This is a genomic window from Bacillus sp. PK3-067 (genome assembly GCF_056738645.1).
The window spans coordinates 2018017-2038223 of sequence record NZ_CP096490.1 but is presented as its reverse complement, the minus strand read 5'-3'; the positions used below and the strand labels follow the sequence as shown (position 1 = coordinate 2038223).

Annotated in this window: 23 protein-coding genes and 1 pseudogene; all 24 read right to left on the bottom strand. The window is 36.7% G+C overall.

The features are described 5' to 3' along the window. Positions 1–20 precede the first annotated feature (20 nt). A complete protein-coding gene (locus M1D73_RS10650) occupies positions 21–1757 on the bottom strand; it encodes a hypothetical protein (RefSeq protein ID WP_000264171.1) in 1737 nt (578 codons plus the stop codon). 14 nt (positions 1758–1771) lie between these two features. After that, positions 1772–3115 (bottom strand): hypothetical protein, encoded by a 1344-nt coding sequence (locus tag M1D73_RS10645; RefSeq protein ID WP_243340789.1) that lies wholly within the window; start codon positions 3113–3115, stop codon positions 1772–1774. 13 nt (positions 3116–3128) lie between these two features. Further along, on the bottom strand, positions 3129–3506 hold the full coding sequence (locus M1D73_RS10640; RefSeq protein WP_243340791.1) for a Low copy number virion structural protein: 378 nt from the start codon (positions 3504–3506) through the stop codon (positions 3129–3131). 12 nt (positions 3507–3518) lie between these two features. Then, positions 3519–3893, bottom strand: a complete 375-nt coding sequence (locus M1D73_RS10635) for a hypothetical protein (RefSeq protein WP_000464284.1) — start codon at positions 3891–3893, stop codon at positions 3519–3521. A 44-nt stretch (positions 3894–3937) separates the two neighbouring features. Next, on the bottom strand, positions 3938–4321 hold the full coding sequence (locus tag M1D73_RS10630; RefSeq protein ID WP_243340793.1) for a hypothetical protein: 384 nt from the start codon (positions 4319–4321) through the stop codon (positions 3938–3940). 10 nt (positions 4322–4331) lie between these two features. Next, a complete protein-coding gene (locus tag M1D73_RS10625) occupies positions 4332–5876 on the bottom strand; it encodes a hypothetical protein (RefSeq protein ID WP_001206675.1) in 1545 nt (514 codons plus the stop codon). Next, entirely contained in the window at positions 5873–6556 is a 684-nt protein-coding gene (locus M1D73_RS10620) for a hypothetical protein (RefSeq protein WP_243340795.1), read from the bottom strand. The genes M1D73_RS10625 and M1D73_RS10620 overlap by 4 nt, the downstream gene beginning before the upstream one ends. Then, on the bottom strand, positions 6553–8559 hold the full coding sequence (locus tag M1D73_RS10615) for a phage tail protein (RefSeq protein WP_312039173.1): 2007 nt from the start codon (positions 8557–8559) through the stop codon (positions 6553–6555). The genes M1D73_RS10620 and M1D73_RS10615 overlap by 4 nt, the downstream gene beginning before the upstream one ends. A gap of 224 nt (positions 8560–8783) precedes the next feature. Beyond that, a pseudogene (locus M1D73_RS10610) lies at positions 8784–9716 on the bottom strand (phage tail tape measure protein); the annotation flags it as partial. A 32-nt stretch (positions 9717–9748) separates the two neighbouring features. After that, positions 9749–10171, bottom strand: coding sequence for a hypothetical protein (locus M1D73_RS10605; protein WP_098829369.1), 423 nt, complete (start codon positions 10169–10171; stop codon positions 9749–9751). Continuing rightward, complete coding sequence (locus tag M1D73_RS10600) at positions 10135–10653, bottom strand: hypothetical protein (RefSeq protein ID WP_061139373.1); 519 nt, start codon at positions 10651–10653, stop codon at positions 10135–10137. The genes M1D73_RS10605 and M1D73_RS10600 overlap by 37 nt, the downstream gene beginning before the upstream one ends. Positions 10654–10712: 59 nt before the next feature. Next, positions 10713–11315 (bottom strand): hypothetical protein, encoded by a 603-nt coding sequence (locus M1D73_RS10595; RefSeq protein WP_000118571.1) that lies wholly within the window; start codon positions 11313–11315, stop codon positions 10713–10715. Between the two features lie 12 nt (positions 11316–11327). Then, the gene (locus tag M1D73_RS10590) at positions 11328–11750 is read right to left on the bottom strand and encodes a hypothetical protein (protein WP_243340799.1); all 423 of its coding nucleotides are present in this window, start codon (positions 11748–11750) and stop codon (positions 11328–11330) included. 3 nt (positions 11751–11753) lie between these two features. Beyond that, positions 11754–12164, bottom strand: coding sequence for an HK97-gp10 family putative phage morphogenesis protein (locus tag M1D73_RS10585; RefSeq protein WP_000024034.1), 411 nt, complete (start codon positions 12162–12164; stop codon positions 11754–11756). A gap of 6 nt (positions 12165–12170) precedes the next feature. Beyond that, complete coding sequence (locus M1D73_RS10580; protein ID WP_001099511.1) at positions 12171–12539, bottom strand: hypothetical protein; 369 nt, start codon at positions 12537–12539, stop codon at positions 12171–12173. Beyond that, positions 12536–13072: a hypothetical protein gene (locus tag M1D73_RS10575; protein WP_243340801.1), complete on the bottom strand. Its 537-nt coding sequence runs from the start codon at positions 13070–13072 to the stop codon at positions 12536–12538. The genes M1D73_RS10580 and M1D73_RS10575 overlap by 4 nt, the downstream gene beginning before the upstream one ends. Next, complete coding sequence (locus tag M1D73_RS10570) at positions 13072–13236, bottom strand: YqbF domain-containing protein (protein WP_000869888.1); 165 nt, start codon at positions 13234–13236, stop codon at positions 13072–13074. Before M1D73_RS10570 ends, M1D73_RS10575 begins: the two co-directional genes overlap by 1 nt. A gap of 170 nt (positions 13237–13406) precedes the next feature. Further along, positions 13407–14393: a phage major capsid family protein gene (locus tag M1D73_RS10565; RefSeq protein ID WP_044795829.1), complete on the bottom strand. Its 987-nt coding sequence runs from the start codon at positions 14391–14393 to the stop codon at positions 13407–13409. Positions 14394–14410: 17 nt separating this feature from the next. After that, positions 14411–15613, bottom strand: a complete 1203-nt coding sequence (locus M1D73_RS10560; RefSeq protein WP_243340803.1) for an XkdF-like putative serine protease domain-containing protein — start codon at positions 15611–15613, stop codon at positions 14411–14413. Positions 15614–15726: 113 nt separating this feature from the next. Continuing rightward, positions 15727–16245 (bottom strand): phage head morphogenesis protein, encoded by a 519-nt coding sequence (locus tag M1D73_RS10555; RefSeq protein WP_243340805.1) that lies wholly within the window; start codon positions 16243–16245, stop codon positions 15727–15729. A gap of 113 nt (positions 16246–16358) precedes the next feature. Beyond that, complete coding sequence (locus M1D73_RS10550) at positions 16359–17837, bottom strand: phage portal protein (protein WP_243340807.1); 1479 nt, start codon at positions 17835–17837, stop codon at positions 16359–16361. A gap of 69 nt (positions 17838–17906) precedes the next feature. Then, positions 17907–19184, bottom strand: coding sequence for a PBSX family phage terminase large subunit (locus tag M1D73_RS10545; RefSeq protein ID WP_243340809.1), 1278 nt, complete (start codon positions 19182–19184; stop codon positions 17907–17909). Next, positions 19177–20004 carry a phage terminase small subunit gene (gene terS, locus M1D73_RS10540; protein WP_087875280.1) on the bottom strand — a complete coding sequence of 276 codons (828 nt, stop codon included), beginning with the start codon at positions 20002–20004 and terminating at the stop codon, positions 19177–19179. Before terS ends, M1D73_RS10545 begins: the two co-directional genes overlap by 8 nt. A gap of 21 nt (positions 20005–20025) precedes the next feature. Further along, entirely contained in the window at positions 20026–20205 is a 180-nt protein-coding gene (locus M1D73_RS10535) for a hypothetical protein (protein ID WP_087875279.1), read from the bottom strand. Between the last annotated feature and the right edge of the window lie 2 nt (positions 20206–20207).

The window sequence follows — 20207 nt, the reverse complement described above, 5'->3', positions numbered from 1 at the left end:
CTTCTGCTACCCCCTTATGCTTAAATATCTTCTTTGTAGATCGCTAAACCAATTGGATTAAATGGTGTTGCTTTTGCTTGTGTCATAGGACAAACGGGCGTTGTCGGTAATGTATAACGATATAATTGAGCCATTTCATAAGCGCCTGTGATTTCAGAACCAATAACCGGTGCTTCGTTAAATGTAACGGTCTTATCCTCTGCATTGTATACATAATCTGTTTTTTCAACTTCTTTACATGAAATGAATAATCGTAACGTTTCGCCCTTTGGCTTATGTTCTAAATGAAATACTTTACGGTGGCCATCACCTTGACCAAGTACTTCATCTACAACTGTTTTTTCAATTTCTAGCTCATCGGCTTGCTGGATATTCTTTGGATGAACCGCATATACGTCATCCAGTTTTCCGACGTAGCCATCATTTGGATGCACAATATAAATTTGAGATAAATGGTATTTACCACTATAAACCGATGGATTGAAGCGTCCTTGTCCACTATCTACTGACATATCATGAGTAATGAAAGCTAAATAATGATGCTGGTACATGGCTCCTGTACTTGATTGTGATAATTGAACCGTTTCATTTCCGTTTGATGTATCAGAACCATAATCAAGTGGCGCATTACCGATTTTCTTATTTGGTGAATATACAAATTGGTCGCCTGGTCTGCAGCCGCTTAAAATAATCATGTTTTTTCTTGGTGCAACATCGAATGTATATAATTTTCCGATATACAACGGAACGAATAATGCACGAACTGGATTTGGTGTTGGATCTACACGCATAAACATAATTAAGCGGTCCTTGTTTGCGTTCCCGTACAGATAAACAACAGAATCACGATTTAACTCTTTAGAGAAACGCTGCTCCGGTGTAAAACTAATTGATGTATAAGGCGATGGATTCACAAAATTAATCGTAGAATATACTTCACCCATAATACTTTCCATCTTTTGAACATCGAAACTTGTTTTTGCCGTTAATGTATCCAGTGTTCCGTCTTCTTTTGGTAATAAGAAATAAATACCGCTAATCTTAATTGTTGTATCTGCTGCAGGTGCGGTTTTAAATACAATTTCCGTTTCAGTGAACGAGTACTCGCTAGGATCAACAATAGTATTATCCTTGTAAACTACGGTCCTACTTTCGTCAAAGTTAGGGAATGGCAATGCGAAGTTCTTTTTCGTTCCATTTCCTTTTCCTAATTCCCCTAATTTATCACCGGAAAGGATCTCTTTTTCAATAAAGTATCGATTGAAAGTAAATAGCAGCATGTCATTGTTTGGCTCATATGTGTTGGTAGCTAATCTGTATTCGCATGTTACTTTATCGCCCTTTGCAATAGCAGTAGTAAACGTTACTTTTCCTGTAGTTGCATCCACCTTATATTTACTCTTTTCTTGTTCAAACCCATTTACATATACAATGACAGAAGGACCAAGAACAGGAGAAACAGGGATAGAGAAATCTTTCTTCACGCCATCCCCCATCCCTAATTTACCTAGTGGAGAATCTGCAGAAATAAACCGGCTATCAGTGAAATCAGAATCAGCAGTGTCATACGCATTTGCTATACCGAACCTTCTGCGTTCTCCATCACTTCCTAACGATTCAAACAACCTTACATCAATAAATTTTGAAATGCCGCTCTTGATTTGGAAAAATAGCGTTCGTTTCCAACCGTTATCAGCAAATAGTTTTTCTAATTCTTGCGGTAATGTTTGTAAATATACGACTTTATCAAACCACATATATGAAAACTCCTTTATACTGTTTTCTCAAAAATACCTAATCCAGCGGGACGATACGCTGTAGCAGGTCTTTTTGTAATTGGTGAAATAGCATCTACATTAAAGAATTTGTAAATGTCGTGTGAATCCGGACAAGTATTCTTTCTAACTTTTAATCTATCGCCATTTAATAGACCCAGCGGAGACAATAGGATTATATAAGGTAAATATCCACGTACACCTTCATCTGGATGCACAATATAGGCACGAGAAGTATGTACTTTATTGCTATAAACAGACGGGTTAAATTGATATTTGTATTCGTCATTATCTTGTGACTGCCATGCTAGTGAATATTGACCGCCATCTTTACCAACGCGATCTGGTGGCATTGCATTAGGCGCTACATTCCAAGCGATAAAGTGAGCCTGGTATCTTGCTCCTAATCGCGAACGTTTAATAATTACGTTATCAATACCGTTACCAGGAGAACGTGGATAAGACTTCATGACAGGCATGTAGTTTTCTACATTTCTATATGGTTTCGTGTCGTTAAAATTGAATTTATGTGATGCTTCTTCATTACCTGTATCAAAAGCTGTTCCCGCCCATAAGGCATCACCTAATGTATCGTCGTTAGCATAACTTTCTAATTGGCCCATATAAAGCGGTGTAACTGGAACTACGTTGTTTTCAAAGGCTGGTGTATTATCAGCTTGTATTAATAAAACAACACGGCTTTCATCAACTTGGCCATTGATTCGAACTAATGAATCTGGCCACCAATTTGTTTGAGCGTTGATACCCTGTAAATTCGTATTTCGTAATGTTACTTTCACCCAAGGAGACATCATAACTTGTGTCTCTGCTTCATCATAGGAGTAAACTTTGTAAGACATACCACTATTTACTTTTGTAGTAACTGTTATTTTAGTTAGTTCAACATCTAATAATGTTTTTTCGAATTTATTAGATTCATAAGGAAGAACAAGAACACCCTCATCAGCAACGCTTGGTTCTTTTTCAATCATGTAAACATAAAAACAAGAACGATCCCTACCGCTTTCTAGACGTTTTTTCCCGTCTTCGGCAAAAGCTTTCTTTCCTTCTTCATTTGTGAAGTTGTATTTAATCTCTGACTTTTTAAGTGACCATTTTGAAATTTGAGCAATTCCATAAATAGAACCGCTATTATTTTTCACTAACATGTGCTTACTCATGCCGAATTCAAATTTTGTATCATCATCGGATTTTACGTCTAAATCCGGATAAACGGCTCTGAAAAACGATTTTACTTTTTTCCATCCGTTAGCGATTACTAATTTAACAATTTCGTCTTGGAATTCGCCTTCTGTATACATTTTTTCAACGTATGCCATCTATTTCACGCTCCTAATCTCTTAATAGTTGGTAATTAAGCCATATAGCTTTTTTCTCTGCAGATGCATTGTGGTATTCAAACTTTAGTTCTGCATTAGCAGGTATAGGTTTTACAATGGAGAAATTAAATCCCTCCGGCACATCTTTTACATAAACCTCTTTAAACACTTGTTGGCCATTAATAAATAAATTCCAGTAGTCCGAATCACTGTAATGTGAAGCGGCAACAGAAAAAGCAATCATTTCTGTTTCGAATGGTAATGAAAACTTATCTACATGAATTTCATCATGTATACCAACTCTTCGCCCTTGTATGAATGGCTCTGTTTTTGTTGGGAAGTAAGGTGCGTTAAATCTTCCACCAGCCATATAGGTAACAGCAAAACTCATCAATACGCCCCCTTATCTTAAAAAGTGCAATTCAAACCAAACTGTTTTATCAAGAATTCCTTGGTTATGGAATCGAAATACAATTGTGTCTCCTGCTTTAACTGCTTTATAAACCATAAAGTGCATCCCTTCCGGAAGCCGCTTTGTATAAATATCTTGGCAAACGGTTTGCCCGTTTACGATTAAATCCCACTTATCATCTAATTCGTAAATGGAAGAACTAACACTAATTGCGTAAATCTCCATATCTGCAGGTAATGTATATTTCACTTCATCCGTTTTAAATGATGTGGAATCCATAATGAAACCAGGTATGAATGGTTCGGTTTTAGTCGGATGAAAAGGTGGATCTAATCGGCCGCCGGCTAAATAGGTTGTTTCAAACAAGAGCAATCACCCTTTTTCTTGTATTAAAAAATTCCCGTGCATCATTACGACACATCGGGAATTGGTAAATCAGATAGTATACCGTTACCTTTATTAAGAAGTCTCGGCTGCACACGCTCTAATTGCTTTTGTGCATTGTATATTAATTGTATCTCCATCTCTTTTCCAGTTACTTTATGAGAGACAAGAACCTTTTCAAGCATACCGTGTACATTAAAGGCTAAGTCATAGTGCAGATATTTATCTCCATCAACTGCAGATAAACGAGCACCGTCACGAATAAGTGTATATCCTTCGGTCATGCCTTCTTTAAATACGTCATTTGGGTCATTCCCAGGTATTGGCTTACCACCGGTATATATTTGCCTATCGATTAATCCTTTCATCAAATACATGATTGGATCATATAAGTTTTTTTGCATTATCATAGAATCACCCCTAGTTCACGCGCGTAACAGACCATGTTTTGGCTGGACGCTGGATATAATAGTGATTTGCATCTTGATTTACCCGAGGAAATGATAAATCTGGTAAAGAACCATAATCAAATAAGATATTATTCTGCGTATCCAGTACTTGCAAACGTCCTGTAAGAATCCCTTTTGGGTTTCGTACTGCTTCAAATACGATAATATTCACGCCGTATTCAAGCGGAATATCTACATACGTTGGATTGTTCCGGATGAAATAATTTTCTTCGATTAATTTATCATTACAGTAAATATTTAACAAATCGCCATCCTCTAAATCCCAATCCCAAAGTTTTAAACGTAATGTATCTACATTTACTGTAATACCGGTTATATCTGTATAGGGAGCAGGTTCATACCCATAGTTAACAGTTAAATCTAAAGTCTGATAAAATCCATCATCTGCAGAAATCATTGTATTAATCCCTTTAACAAAGTAATTCCATTGTTGACCAGAATCTCTATTGTAAACAGAAATAACATCAAATAATTGAATCCTTGGATCACCAACTACTGCTACTGTTAATGTTCTGAACTTCTGAATTGCTTTTAAATGATAAGCTGCAGCAACCGCTCTTCTTGCAAAGAACGTTGTCGCCCAGGGAACTTCTATCATTTCCTCTCGTAAATCACCCTGCGATACATTTTTTAATAGAAACGAATTAAGAAATCCGTTTGCGTAATCTCCACATTTAACAACAATACTATTACTTATATCCTGATCAGTTAGCTGCATATCTAAAGAGATAAGGTTTTCCCCTTCTCTAAAACTAAACTTTGCAGGTTCATTAATTGCATAGTCTGGCATTTTCATAAATGTGCAACTTCCGTCCGGTTCGTGTTTAATATAGTGGAATGTTGTATCTATAATATCGCGAACAATTTCATCCCATTTTTGAAATCTCTTACCGGTTGCTCCTTCTACAATCCAACTCTGATTGGTTCCAGGAATATTTACTCTGTTACCGTGCAATGTAACTCCTGCTTTTTCAAAGAAGAACTTCACAACATCATAAACATTACCGGTAGGTGCAACAATTTCATCTGATCCAGGTGTTGGGATTACTGATTTATGTAAAACCTTCTTATAGGATGTAGTGCAGGTTACTGAAATCGTGCCGCTTTCGGCATTTACCTTCACATCAGATACAAAACCATGTATATAAGGTAACGCTTCCTCACCATAGCCAATAGACACTTTAAATTCAGTCTGTGGATATAGCTGATTTGTATTTGTTACCTCACTGTTATAAAACCATTCTGAAATAGAAGAGAACTTACCATACCAGTTATCAGGAGCCATTTGACCGTATTCATTCGCAAAGGTAATAGTAAATGTACTAGCAAACTGATCTGCGTTCTCCTGCACTTCTAAGCCTATTACACGATGTTGTATTTGTACGTAAGAAGAAGAATCTCTTCTTTTCATATAAACAATTAAATTAGGGGAGTTATTCCCAACTTGGAAATAGCTCCCCAACATTCTAATTAAAGAAATAGATCCTTCTCTCACATTCCATCAACTCCTACCCCTGCTTGTGACATGGACATTAATTTACATTTTGCTATGACTAACGTTCCTTTTCGTATTGCATCTACTTCATTCGGCGAAATTATACCCCCGTAGGTACCGTAATCACCAGTAATAATATGAGGACGGTATATTTCCCTCATGAAATCACGCCAATAACTGATATCTTTAAATAGTACAGTGAATTCTACTTCACAACCTTTGCTACCTGCACTTTGAGAACGCGGGTATCCATGCATGACATTATGTAATTTTAAGCCATCTAGTGATTTTGGTAATTTTGTTTGTTCAATCTTTTCGATATTAGGTACATGCCCAAATGCATAGTAATGTACGTCGCGTATATATGCTATGTCAGAGGAACCATAACCGATTGTTGTAAATTCAATTGTTTGTGGTCCTGCACCTACAAAGATTTCTCTCGCTTCCCAATCATAAGGACCTCGTGCTCTGAATCTTTCAATACCATTTACCCGAACAATAAAGTACTTATCTGGTAACATGCCATCAGAACCAATAGGAACCTGGGACAAAAACGAAAAGTTATATGTCCCTGGCCATGAGAAATCAATGGTATATCGTATTGTGTCTTTTAACTCTGCAGCCTTTCCTAAGAGATGGTATGAACCACCTCTTCTATGCAATGTTTTTAATATACTCATACATTTCGCACCGCCATTCCCATTAGATCATCAGCAACTACGTTTTGTAGCAGCTTTCTCATTTTTACAAAGTCGTCTGCAGATTGTAGTTTTTCAACAGAGACTTTAAATGTAGCATTTTTAATTGATACGCCATTATCTGTTTTCTTCTCAACGTGGGTTTGTCCAGCAAATGGATGTGCAGTTTTACCGATTAGATCAGCAGAACGTGCGCCCATTTGTCCAATTTGATTAGATACATCGGTTACTAGTTTCATTGGTTTAGGTGGAACGACAGCTTTATTTAATAGTTCAGAAGCTTTGTCTACTGCAGGAATCATTTTTTCCATCCCTACACCAAGACCTTCTGTAATATAGCCCCCGTATTCCATCATTAACCGGGATGGGCTTCGGATACCAAAGAACTTTAATACGGCTTTAGGTATTCCCGAAACAACTCCTTTAGCTTTTTTTATAAGCCAATCTGCCATACCGGACATACCTTCACCAATACCGGCAATAATATCTTTTCCCCAGCTAACTGCATCTTTTGCTACATTTTTTACTATAGAACCAACTTTACTGAATACATCTTTTACAGTATCTACAACCCCTGTAAATGCACCAGTGATTGCTTTCTTTATAGTTTTAAAGTTACTAACAATAAATGCTTTTATACCGCCAACAACATCGGTTATTGTGTTATATAATTTGTTGAAATTAGTAATTACAAACCCAACAAATTCACGAACTGCATTAATGATTGTAAACTTTATAAAATTCCAAGCCGATTGAATCACATTTTTAATTGTGTTCATAACGCTAGAAATTGTATCTTTAATAGATTCCCAAGAAGATTTCACAAAATCTTTTAAGAATTTTAATACTGTAGTAAAGGTTGATTTAATTGCGTCCCAGGCTTTTTTTACAATTTCCTTAATCGTGTTAAAAACACTGGATATTGTATTTTTTATTTTTTCGAATTCGGTTTTTACGTACTGCTTTATTATTGCTAAAGCCATAGAGAAAATTCTTTTAATAGCATTCCATCCAGTAGAGAAAATTTTCTTCCATGTGTTAACTGCCTTTTGGACACTATTCTTAATGAATTTCCATGTGCCATCTACAATTTTTTTTAAACCGCTTAATGCTAGATTAAAAACAAATTTAATGGCATTCCATCCAAACTCGAAAATGTTTTTCCAAATTTTAATGTTGTATTCGATTCTTTGTTTTATATATTTCCAAGCTTCTTCTAAGACTTTACCCAAAAATGATGAAGCAGATTTGAAAAGTTTTTTTGTACCATTCCAAAATCCAGAGAAGAACTTACCTAAACCATTCCATGCCTTTTTTGCACCTTTTACGGTTGCGTCCCAAGCTTTAGAACAGACATCGCCAATCCATTTAACTGCTTTCTTGGTGTATTTTACGATGTCATCCCAGTTTTTATAAATTAGATATACTAATCCTACAATTGCTAGTATGGCAATCGTCCAGGGATTCATAAGTAAGGTCATCATGGATCTACCCAACAGCGCTAGGGCTTTCCCAATTCCACCAAACATACCGATAAGTTTAGGGCCGACTTTAAGAATACCTGTAAATAATAATGGTACTTTAGTAAGTATCGGTACTAGGAATCTTAATGAACCAACAAATGCACCAACCCCACTTGTCATAAAGCCCATCATGGCGACTAATGGACCTAAGACAGCGACCATACCTAGAATTGCTACAATACCAATTTGAATCGGTTTAGGCATAGAACTAAATGCTTTTGCAGCAACTTCTACTGCTTTAATAATTGGAGGAAGTGCCACTTCTGCAATATCTAAAATAGCTTGTCCTAATGGTTCTAAAGATGCCATTGTAGTACGCATTAACTTTTGCCAACGAACACCAAAAGCTTCTTGCTGCGTCTTCTGCATTTTTCCCATTGTGCCCTCGACATCGCCTAACGCACCATTTGCATTATTAAGACCTAAGACAGCTTGAGCACCCATGTCTTCCCACTTTGTCAATTGTGTTATCGTAAAGGCTTTTTATCCTCTACTTCTTACAGTTCATTTCCTGTAAGTTCGGCATACGTTTTCACTAATAAGTGTCGCGGTCTCGTGGAAGGATTATATCTTTTCACCTTCTATGCTCTGCCCCTGGCTATACTTTGTATATCCTTCGGTTCAAATTAGGATTCGCACCCTCTTTGCTTTATACCGCGATTTTATTTCGGCACAATTTATCATCTACCGAATACAGCAACACCAAGTTGGTTTGCTTTTACTTTATCGTCCATCTTACCTAAATCACCTAAGACGGCATTAAACACATCTGCAGAAGTTCCTTTACCTTTGTTAAAGTTATCCCAGACCTTTTGTGTTTGGGGTGACATTTCAGCAAAGGCATCAGATACACCTTTAGAACCATCCTGTACCCGAATACCGAACTCTTTTACAAGGTCGTTAATGTAATCGAGATTATAACTTCCATCACGAGTACCGTTTGCCATAATGGTAAACATCTCGTTAGCAGAGAAGCCGGCTTGTTTGTACAATGGCGCATATTCCGCCACATTATCAAACATTTCATTTGAATAGTTCAAACCTTCTTGTCCACCAGCAGCAAATAAATCGAATGCTTCCTTTGAAGAAATACCAAACTGATTCATTAACTGTCCTGCACCACGAGTTACTTCATTGATATCAGAATCAAATGTTTTACCCAATGTCATAGCGCTTTTTGTAGCTTCTTCTAATTCTTCGTGAGGAACGTCTTTCATATTCTGATACACTTTTATAAGAGACTGATCCACTTCTTCAATACTTTGGCCAAATCCATCTTTCCAAGTTTCTTTTGCGATTTTACCAAGGTTTTCAGCACCTTTTTCAGTAAGACCTAAAGAAGATTGGATGTTTCTTTGAGAAGTATCGAAATCAGAAGCTACTTTTACAGCTGCAGCACCGATACCAGCTAAAGGTAAGGAAACGCCCGTTGTCATGTTTGTACCAACATCTTTCATTTTGTTACCTACATGACTAATTGATTCCCCTGCCTTTTGGAATTTATCATGCATTCCATTTGCAGTCTTTTGTACTCGATCTTCAAACTGTTGTAAATCTTTATAAGCGCCTTCTGCTTTAATACCAATCGTTCCGAACAGTTGGAACATTTCAGCTAACATTTACGCACCCCCTTCTGGGGCCGATAACCATTTTATTCTTCATCGTCTTCTTCCTGGAAGTGAGCCATAATCTGCTCAACATGCGCTTCACACTCTTCTTTCGTCCATACTTCACCCATTTCATAAGATGCTTCTTTATCGTCCTGGGTGTCAGTTAGTCCAAAGGCTTGAAGATAATCATTAAAAGTAGTACCTTCTTCAAGTTGACGGGTTTGAAAGCCAATGAACGCCATCTTCTTCCACTCATTTAGTTCTTCTTGCTGCTCTTCTCGTGCAATTAAAGAAAACAGGTCCATTAAACGCGAATACGGTATTGATAAGACATAATCATCTGTCCATCCATACCGTTTTTGGATCTTATCGAAAGCACGTAACATATTTTGTTCGGCTTCCTCTAAATATTCATCTGAATTTTCGTTTAAGCTTGAATCGGAGCTGCTGCTGATTGGCTCCATTTCTCGCTCTGAACTTTCACGAGTCCCTTGACCTGGTTGAAAAAAGTCATTAAGTCTTCACTTTCCAGTAATCCTTGAATAACAGAAACCATTGCTTCCGGAGGGAACTGTCTAAATTCTTCAGCTTTCACTTTTAATAAACTAGCAAAGAACTCTGTAAAATCATCCTCACAAGCAGGAATCATCGTTAGAACACGGAAAGCAAATTCTAATCCTTTTTGTTGCTGCTTCTCTTTAAGTGCAACTAATTGCGCTTGTTTTTCTTCTTCTGGAAGAGATTCTGCTGCTTTAGTAAGTTCATCCATTGCTTGCTTATCCTTACCAAAATCAGCAAAGTTAACTATTGCGCTACGTCCAACTTTCGAAATAATCTTAGCGAATCGCCAAACGTCTGTTACATTTAATCGTCGCATTGTTACTTTTTCGCCTAAAATTGTTATTTCTGTACCGGTATTCATCATTTTTTCTAATATAGAAGTCATTTTGTCCGCTCCTTTTTTTGTATTCAGCTCGTTTTATGCAATAGAAAACCGACTACCATTTATGCGGTAGCCGGTGCTTTTTGTACTGTTGCTTTCTTTTTCTTTGGTAAATAGATTTCGTATGGTGGTGTAGTTGGTGCAGATTCACTGTAATGACCGATAAATTTACATTTCAAACCAACCGTTCCTTTACCGTCTTTTAGATCCACCTCAATAGAAGAAACAACCATTGCATTACGAATTACGAATATAACAGGTAATTCACTACCCGAAATCATACCAATGAGTGCAATATCATGATAGTTTGAATCAGGAATATCATTTGAAGGTTTCATAATATCGTAATCAGTTTCAGTTGTACTATCTACCGTCATCCCAGGTAAAGCTAACTGCAGGTTTTCTTTTGTAAACTCCACTAATGTAAGTTCTACATGCGGTTCATCTTTTAATAACCACTTACCACGCACCATTTTACCTAGCACACCATCAATATCTGCATCATAATACTCACGATCAAAACCCACTTTAGTTCCGCCTGTAGTCGCTCCTACAAGTTCACCTAATTCTTTTACACTTTTAAACCCTTTGTACATGACACCAGGACCGATAACAAAATTATCAGTAGTCCCTTCACGGACACCATTAATTAATTTCCAGCTCATTTGTCCTACCCCCTAATACAAGTCCGTTCGCATGGTTCGGACAAGAAATTTTACATTTATATGAATGATAGATGGGTCTTCATCTGGTACAGGGATACTACCTGCACGATGTATAGAAAGTATCCCATCATCTTTTAAACCGACTTCTCTATCTAGTAACTTCTCAATACGTGTAGCAATTGCATTTGCCTTATCATAATCCCCGTTATCACAATACACATCAAAATTAAGAATCATTCGGTCTATAATTTCAACGTCATCCGGATTATTTGCTTCAATTCTTATAACTGCATAAGGCATGTTCATATCATCTTGTGCGGTTTGGAATGTAAAAGCAGGGCCTTTGTCCTCGCCTTCACCATATTCTGATAGATTAGCTTTTATTATTTCATCGTTCTCTACAAGCATTCTAATAGCTTCAATAGCGTTAGACATGTATTACCCTCCCATCATTCTTTTAAGTTCTCTACGTTCTTTTTCAAACGCTTTTAATAGGAATGGACGGGCTTCCATATGACTTGTACCAGTTTCAAGCCATATTGCTTTTTTCAAATCGCTCCCTACTGCACCCAATACCTCTGATTGTGATCGTTTAACATTGTATTTAATCGAATTTAGCAAGTCACCGGTACGAACAGCAGGAGCTTCCCCTGGTTTAGAAGCAGTATATTTACGACTCGTATGAGGTATTTTATATTGCTTACCGCTACGGCTACCTGTGAGATTCTTCTTAACTTGATTTTGTAAATGAATAGATGCTGCTGTAACTTTTTCAACACACATAGCATTAATATGCGTCTTTACTTGCTCCATATTGCTTGAGTACTCAATTTCTACTGAATTCGCCATATAGAATCATACCTTTTCACAATAAATTTCAATGTGATGATTCATAAATGCAGGATTACGTGGTTCGCCTTTTACTTCAAACATATAATCAACGCCTAATTCTTCACTTTTGAAATGGATACGATCATTAGGCTTAATTTTGTAGGAAGCAGGTGCATATATCTTAAAGGTTGTATCGAAATTTTGTTTATCACGCTTAAACCTCTCATTATCAGCAGCAGAATTAGTAGTTACACGACAAGTCATATTCTCATATACGTCTTCATCTACTTCTGCATAATTACCTGAGGATTGTTTCTTTTTCATTTTTCGTTTTACTACTACCTCATGAATATATAAATCATCCATATCGCCATCATCGAAGTACGTATTCATGTAGCCATCACCGGCTTAACTCTTGCTCTAAAGCTTTTTAAACCATCGAGTATCTTATTGTTTGTTGCTGGTTCATCCAGCGTTTCTGGGCTAATCTGGTACGAATAATCGCCAATACTCTCCGATGTTTTCATACCTTTTCGTTGTAAGTTAGCACGAACTACTGCAGAAACAACCAAATCAATAATACATTTCTTCATAAGTACCTGCAGATCATCATAGTCTTGTATCTTATATTCGAATTCATACAATTGATTTTCGGATAAACCATAAACAATACGGCCATTTACAGTAATAGAATCGGTCATATCTTGTTTCGAACTAACATGAGTAACTTTTGCTATAGATTCAGCAGGAAAAGAAAGCCACGCTAGTTTGCTTGTTTGAATGACTTCTTTCATTGGATTCTCCGGCTTAACTCTTAAATACTTTCTAACAATAACTGCATAGTAATCTATTAGTTCTTGAATTACTGTATCAGGCATCTTCTGCACATTTACGCGGCCTTTAACGTCCTGCAAGGTAATATCCATTATGTTTCTTTCTCCTTCTTATCGACTTCTTTTACAAGTTCAAAATGTCCAGTACTTACAAGGTAATCAGCTTTTTCATTTGCAACTGTTTCTTCTTGGCCATTCTTAAACTTTTGTCCATAAGCGGTGTAAGTGCCACCGTATCGCAGCGTAACTACTTTCATAATTAACACCCCTTTCACGAATGTAAACTATTACATAAAAGTTTACATTCGTATTGTTGGTTTTATTGGTTCTAACTCGTTTTCTATTAAAAACAAGAAAATATTAAAAAAGTATACATTCAAAACCCTAATAAAAAAGGGTTTATTCCCATAAAAAATACGCCTGGATATTAAGCTCCAAACGTATCCGGAATATTTGTTAGGATTGCTACTGCATCCATTTCTTGAATTACAGCATCATCATCAAAGTGAATTACATAGAATCGTTTATCTTCCATTACTGCAGTTTTACCTTCTGTAGTTTTACGAACACGAGTGTCGTATGTATTAACTGCAATAAAGTTTTTAGGGTCTGCAAGAATAATAACATCGTCTTCTAAAGATGGAACCGTAACAATTCCGTATCCCATTGGTTTATTAACTTGATCTCCTGCTCCAAGTAACGCAGCATCACCAGCACCAGTAGGACGATTTGTTAAATACTCAATCCATTTCTCTCTACGGCTTGGAGACATAATCCAACGTAGGTTGCTGTTTTTATATTTATTTGGCATTGCACCGGATAAAGCAAAGATAGAGCCTTTTCCAAATCCATTTGCCGCAGCAGCTTCGCCTGTACCAGTTACCAATTTAGCATGATCGACAATATGAGACTCTTTCGATTTCTTGATTTTTTTCAACCATCCATCATTAATAGATAACATTCCGTCGGAAGATTCTGTATCACCATTCCAATGTAAATCCTCTAAATCGATACCTAATTGTGTAGACATAAGAGCCATTACAGTATCTTCATAACCTTCACCTTCAATATTTTCGCGGAGTAATTCTTCTGTAATTTCCCAAGGTAAACGAATAGCCTTTGTATTGTACTCAATTTTGGAAGTTTGAACACCTGCACGGTAATTATCATCGCTGTTTTCTGTTTTCTTACGTAAGATACGGCCACCAATTGCAATTTTATCTAATTCACCTTGTTTTGCTTTACGCATTTCTTTACGGTGTAATTGTGAGAATGGCGTTGTATCAAATGCCATACGGAAGAACTCTTTACTTTGTTCTGGATTTAATAACCCTGCATTCATTCCACTTGTTGTCATTGCTGCCTTTTCAATACGATCTAAACGTTTTAATAATTGTGCGTTAGTCATTGTCATAATGATAAATCCTCCCCTTACAGGTTCAATCCTGCCCATTTAGATTTTTTAATTTGTTGTTGTCCTGGTGTAACTTCTTCATCTGGATCTAAACCTTTACGGATAGAAGCAGCATTTTCAATATTTTCAAGTCGCTTTGTAATTGGTTCTAGTGCTTTTTGAATAACTGCTGCAGCTTTTTCTTCTTCTGTTTGCTCTTCTGGCGTCGGCTCTACCTCTTCACCATTCACCTGCTTTTCAATCTTTTCTAACTTAGTAGCTAGTGGTTCTACTGCTTGTTTTACAATCTCTGCAATATCTTCTGCTTTCATTTCATCTTCCTCCTGTGGTGAAGCAGCTTCTTTTATTTCAGTAATTAAAGCTAATGCTTCATCTAATTTTGTATGATTCTTTTGGGATAATACTTTACCAGCTTTTTTAATACTTTCTAAAACAATGCTTTCTGCTTGTACACTGTCTTCTGATTTCGCAATGGTATAACCGCCTTTAATAGAAGAAAGTATGTCCTTCATATCATCAAGAGCAGCCGTCATTCGGTCGATATCGGGATTACTTTCCCAAATCTCCCAATAGAACACATCTTCAAACAAATTAAATACAGCTCGTAAATCACGTTTTTGTTTTTCATCAATAAAGCGGTCTTTTACTTCGCCTTTTATGATTTTGTGAGTTTCACCTTTAACGAAATCTAACATCTTTCGAATAAGACCTTTATCTTCATGAGTAAAATCATCAGTCTTAGCGATTTCCACACGTTCACCAAATCCACCCATAGAAAAACCAGTGACTTCACCTTTTTTAATTTCTTCCCACGTATCTGCATCATCAACACGAACAGTCATAAGCCATGTTCCTGCTTTTACTTCTTGTTCGCCTACTGTCATATCACTTTTAGCAATCCAGTTTTCAACAACTGTTCCTTTACCAGCAATTTCATCATGTTGCTTATCGATGTGTTGGTAATTTTCCATAAAGGTATATGCAGCCTTTTCAATTTCTTCTGCGGTCATTGTATCTCCATGTGAATCTTCTACATCTGGTTCATATACCACACCTGTAACAAGCTGCTTCTCTTCCTCTGTTTTAAGGATTGGAACTTGCTTTGATATATTTGGTTGTTTAGCAGATTCACTTTTCATAATGGCAAATTGACGACCGTTAGCGCCCTTTGTAACTAATGAAACATAACTGATATTGGCGTTTTTTAGTTCATATCCCATCGTTTTACCTCCTTCCCTATAAAGATTGGGGTTCCACTGTCAAAACGCATAGTAGCCAATTTAAAGCCGCATACGTTTTGACGATGAAACCCCAATCAAATAGGTATATTTTATTACTCTTCTGAAATCATAGTGCAGCGGCAATGTGGATGAGCTGGCGGACACATCTTTCCATTGCTAAATAGATTATCAATATCTACCGTTTCCCCATGTAAACCACCACATTCTTTACAAACTCGCTCATCGTTTCCTGTAAGCCATGTTTTCTTGTTTCTATTTGTACCCTTATAAGCAATTAAATTTCCATAATTCATTGCATATGTTGTTTCTGTGCGCGCAATCATCATTGCTCTGTAGTTACTTGCTTCTGACATCACATCTGCAATAGAAACACTTAATGCATCGACACCCATTCCTTCACTAAGATTCTTTAACATCGTTTCTCTTAATCTATCTTTAGTAGTTTCATGGATTACTTTTGCTAATTCAAATGCATAAGTAGCAACCCATTTTGCAGCAACGTCACCTATTGGATCTAAAACTATCCAGGTTAAACCATTAGAAGCTATAGCACTTTGTACAAACTCTGTTACATCATCCTGCAGAGTGTCTGTGACTTCATCGACAAACATTTGTCTTTCTTCATCCCAATCGACACTATCCAGAAATTCATCAACTTCTGTTTCTGCAATTACAAGATTAATCTCTTCATCTGCCTTATTAATACGAATAATGGGAAGCAGGTTTAATAGCCGTTTTCCCTGCTCGGAAAAAAATCCGCTACCTTCTTTTGCATAGCTTTTTCTACTTCTTCATGCTTTTCCCTAAATGCATTAATAGCAATTAAGTTATCTTGCTCATTATCTGCAGCTTTTGCAATTGGTTCCGGTAGAGAAGGTTCAGTTGTACCATCAAAGAATTTATCCCCTTCTGGTACAGGGTCATAACCTACTACCTTACGGGACTCATTCAGTTTTAATATTCCACCTTCATAACTGTCTTTTGCATACTTCAAATCTGCTTCACGATCATCCGTATCGATTTCATTTAATTTGAAATGCCAATCTAAACCGCCTAGTATTTCAGCAAATACACGGAACAATTGATTATTTAATCGATGTTCTAATATTTCTTGTCCAGGTTCAATAATAGAACGCTTGTACATCTCGTTCATTTCTTTAGCAGTTGTTTGTCCTAATGAACCTGTCATAGCCCAACCGATACGATAAGGTGGTACACGATGGGCCACACATATCTCCATTGCGCTATCCTGCTTATATAAACGGAAACTACCTTCTTTTACGTCTGGACTGACTTTTTCTAACTTAGCTGTTGCTCCTGGTGGAACAGGAACTACGGCCAACTTATGATGTTCACCCTTAGTTTCTGCAGAGAAAAATGCTTTTAGTTCGTTTTCTGTTCCCTCATCTATTTCATCGACACCCTCAAGGAATAGCAGAGCGTCTGGAATAGTCTTGCCTGTAAAAAAGTTAATATTGTAATCTCTTACTGCTTGAGAGCCAACTATTGAGCCAATAGAACTAACATAATTAGGTATTCCATAATAAGAAGAACGAGAACCGAATTTACGAATAACAATTACTTCTCCGGCTTTTTCTGTTCCGTTTTCTGCAACATCCTCTGCATTTAGCGACCTACCATCAGCAAGACGGAAATCATCAGGATAACCGAACTTTTTAAACCATCGTTCTTTGTTATTTACAATTTGAGCAAAGCGTACTTTATCTTTATGAGCACGAACCGTATGAGCTGGAATGTGGTATAGTTCTGACGGTTCATCTTTGTTATTACGAACGACTTCAATAATGCCCCATCCGACTGTTTCATAATCGTCCCATACGGCCCTTATGATCTCGGAGCTTGTCATTTCCGGATTACAATTCCTCATAAAGTCTTTTAACCTTTTATATTGCTCCTGGCTCGCTGCTTCTTTTACTTCTTCAAAAGGAGCAAAGTCAAAACCAACACCAGCAATATCATCAACTTTAGCGCTAATGCAAGCAGAATGAATAGGATTACTTTCCTTTATATCAAGCAGCACTTTCATATCATAAGGTGGTTTAATCAATCCCTTATCACCATATATTTGTGCAAATGGGTCAACTGCCATTTGTTTGCTGTTGTCTTCCTTATTCTTTGGATCATCTGCTGCTTTATTAATACCAAATACTTTTACATTCTTAATTGTTTTCTTATCGCTCATATCGTTTGTATGTCCTCCTTTCTTCTATTAATAAAGAGCAAAAGAAATAGCCGAACAATAAATGTCCGACTACACTCTTTTAACCTTTCCACCCATAACTACTTTACGTTTACTCATATCGTCCTCACACGCGTAACGGGTCATATCGATACTATGATTATCTTTATCTTGTAATCTATTTTTGGGATTACCATCTTTATCAACTTCATAATCAATATTTTCAAATTCACCTGCAGTTTTTGGGCAACGTTCGGGGTCAATTATAATTTCTTCTAAATCGTCTAACCATTTTTCCCCGTATTCAACAGAACCAGAGCCTTTAACTGCTCCTTTGATTCTCTTAATACCGTGATCATTTTTCATTTCATCAATTGATTTTGGTTCCGATGAATCCGCAATTATTTCAACATCATCCCAGCCAAGTTTCTTAATCTTTTCAGCTAATAAACGGTTACTGATTTTAACGCCATGTATTTCACCGAATATATAAAGTTTCCTACGCGTTTTATCATAATGCATACGACCAAAAGACAGCGCGTCATTTCCATAACCCCAGTCAATCCCTTGACGTATATTATCAAATGTTTTAATTTCATCATCTGTAATACGTCTGAATGTGAGATTACTAAATGGAACAATGCCACTGCCTGTTGGTTTCCCTTCGTATTCGTGTTCATATTGCTGTGGCTTAAGCCTTTTCGTTTCTTCTGCTTCTTCCACAAATTGCTTAGAAATATGGGGATTATCGTGATATGTACTATGATGTACAAATGTATTTTTCGGTTTGAATTGCGTTTCAAACTTCTTGTTAACCCAGGACTGTTTTCTCTTTGGTGGGTTATATGAATAGTACATTTTATATCGCAATCCATTCGGTAATTCTTTACGCAAAATAGACTTCTCTATTGTAGAAACATCTTCTTCTAATTTAAATTCGGCCAATTCTTCAAACCATGCAATAGCAACCGGATACTTCGCTATTTTAATAGATTTTATTTTTGCAGGGTCATCAGCACCACGGAATATCATTTTGTTTCCGCGCGGCTTATAAATGATTTCCATAGGACTTTCTTTAAAACGAAATAAATGCTCTACACCTAGTATTTCTATCGCTTCTTTTATTTGTTCATAGCAGGATTCTCTTATTGTATCCTTTACTTTACGTATGCATAGCACTGTAATAGGAAACTGAATAAGATCCATAACAATACAAATGGATATATCAGTAGATTTACCGGAACCACGCCCGCCTTTACAAACGATTTTTAATATCGCTTCACATTTACGGGCTAACCAAACTTGGTGAAACGCCGGTGGAAGTATTTCATCAATCTTCTTTTTAGACATTTAAATCACCACTGATATTATCTACAATGACAACTGGCTCAATATTATTATCATCATTATTAGTAGTGGATTTAATCTTATCGATTTGAACCTGTATAAATTCAAGTTTAGCGCGACGTTCATCATCTATATTAGCTAACCTGTCAAAATCTCTAATAAGAGCAGATAAAGTAGAAAGGGCCTTAGATTGAGCATTTAAGAAACTCGCTTGTTTATCCCAAGCAAATTGAATTTCCCACTCTTCTTCAAATCCGCTTTCACTGAACTTTTTCTTTCGTAGCTCCTTTGTCATGTCCTCTTTATTATTAACGAACATAATACGTTGAGCATGAATGATTTGAGCGTGCTGCAGCATTATACTTTCCCACAAAATCGATAATGGATCGTTGTTAATCGCTTCTTCTAATTCTTCTTTCAAATCATATAATTCTTGTGGTAAATACTTTCTATATAAACCATGACTAACGGCATTACTATTACGTAATGGCGCAGAACCACCGGAATTACCTATAGCATTTCTATTACCTCTCTTAGCTCCACCACGATTATTTAAAGCATTCTTATTGCCTTTAGGTGCTCCTGGTTTCTTTTTAGAGTACTCCGCATCTTTCTTTGGAGTACTCCGTTCATTTTTATGGAGTACTCCATTCAATTGCTGTATCCATTTATCTTTCGTTTTCCATCCACCGACCGTTTTTTCTGAAACAGTTCTTTCGGATGTAGATAATAATTCAGCAATTTTACGATTAGTAATATCTCCATTATGTTCTTTAAATAGTTGATACGCTTTATCACGGTCTGGGCTTCGTTGTCTGGCCATACTTACATATCACCTGCCTCCTTATCCAATGGTTTGCACTTCTTTTTCTAAGCATTCAATGCATATATTAGCGTTATCTGTAGTTACTTCACGGATATACGTTTTATCAAGGTAATTAATAGTTAATGGCATTTTTAACGTCCACATACACGGTTCATTACAAGCAGAGCATGTAGGAACATCTCTGTTCTCATCTTCCACTT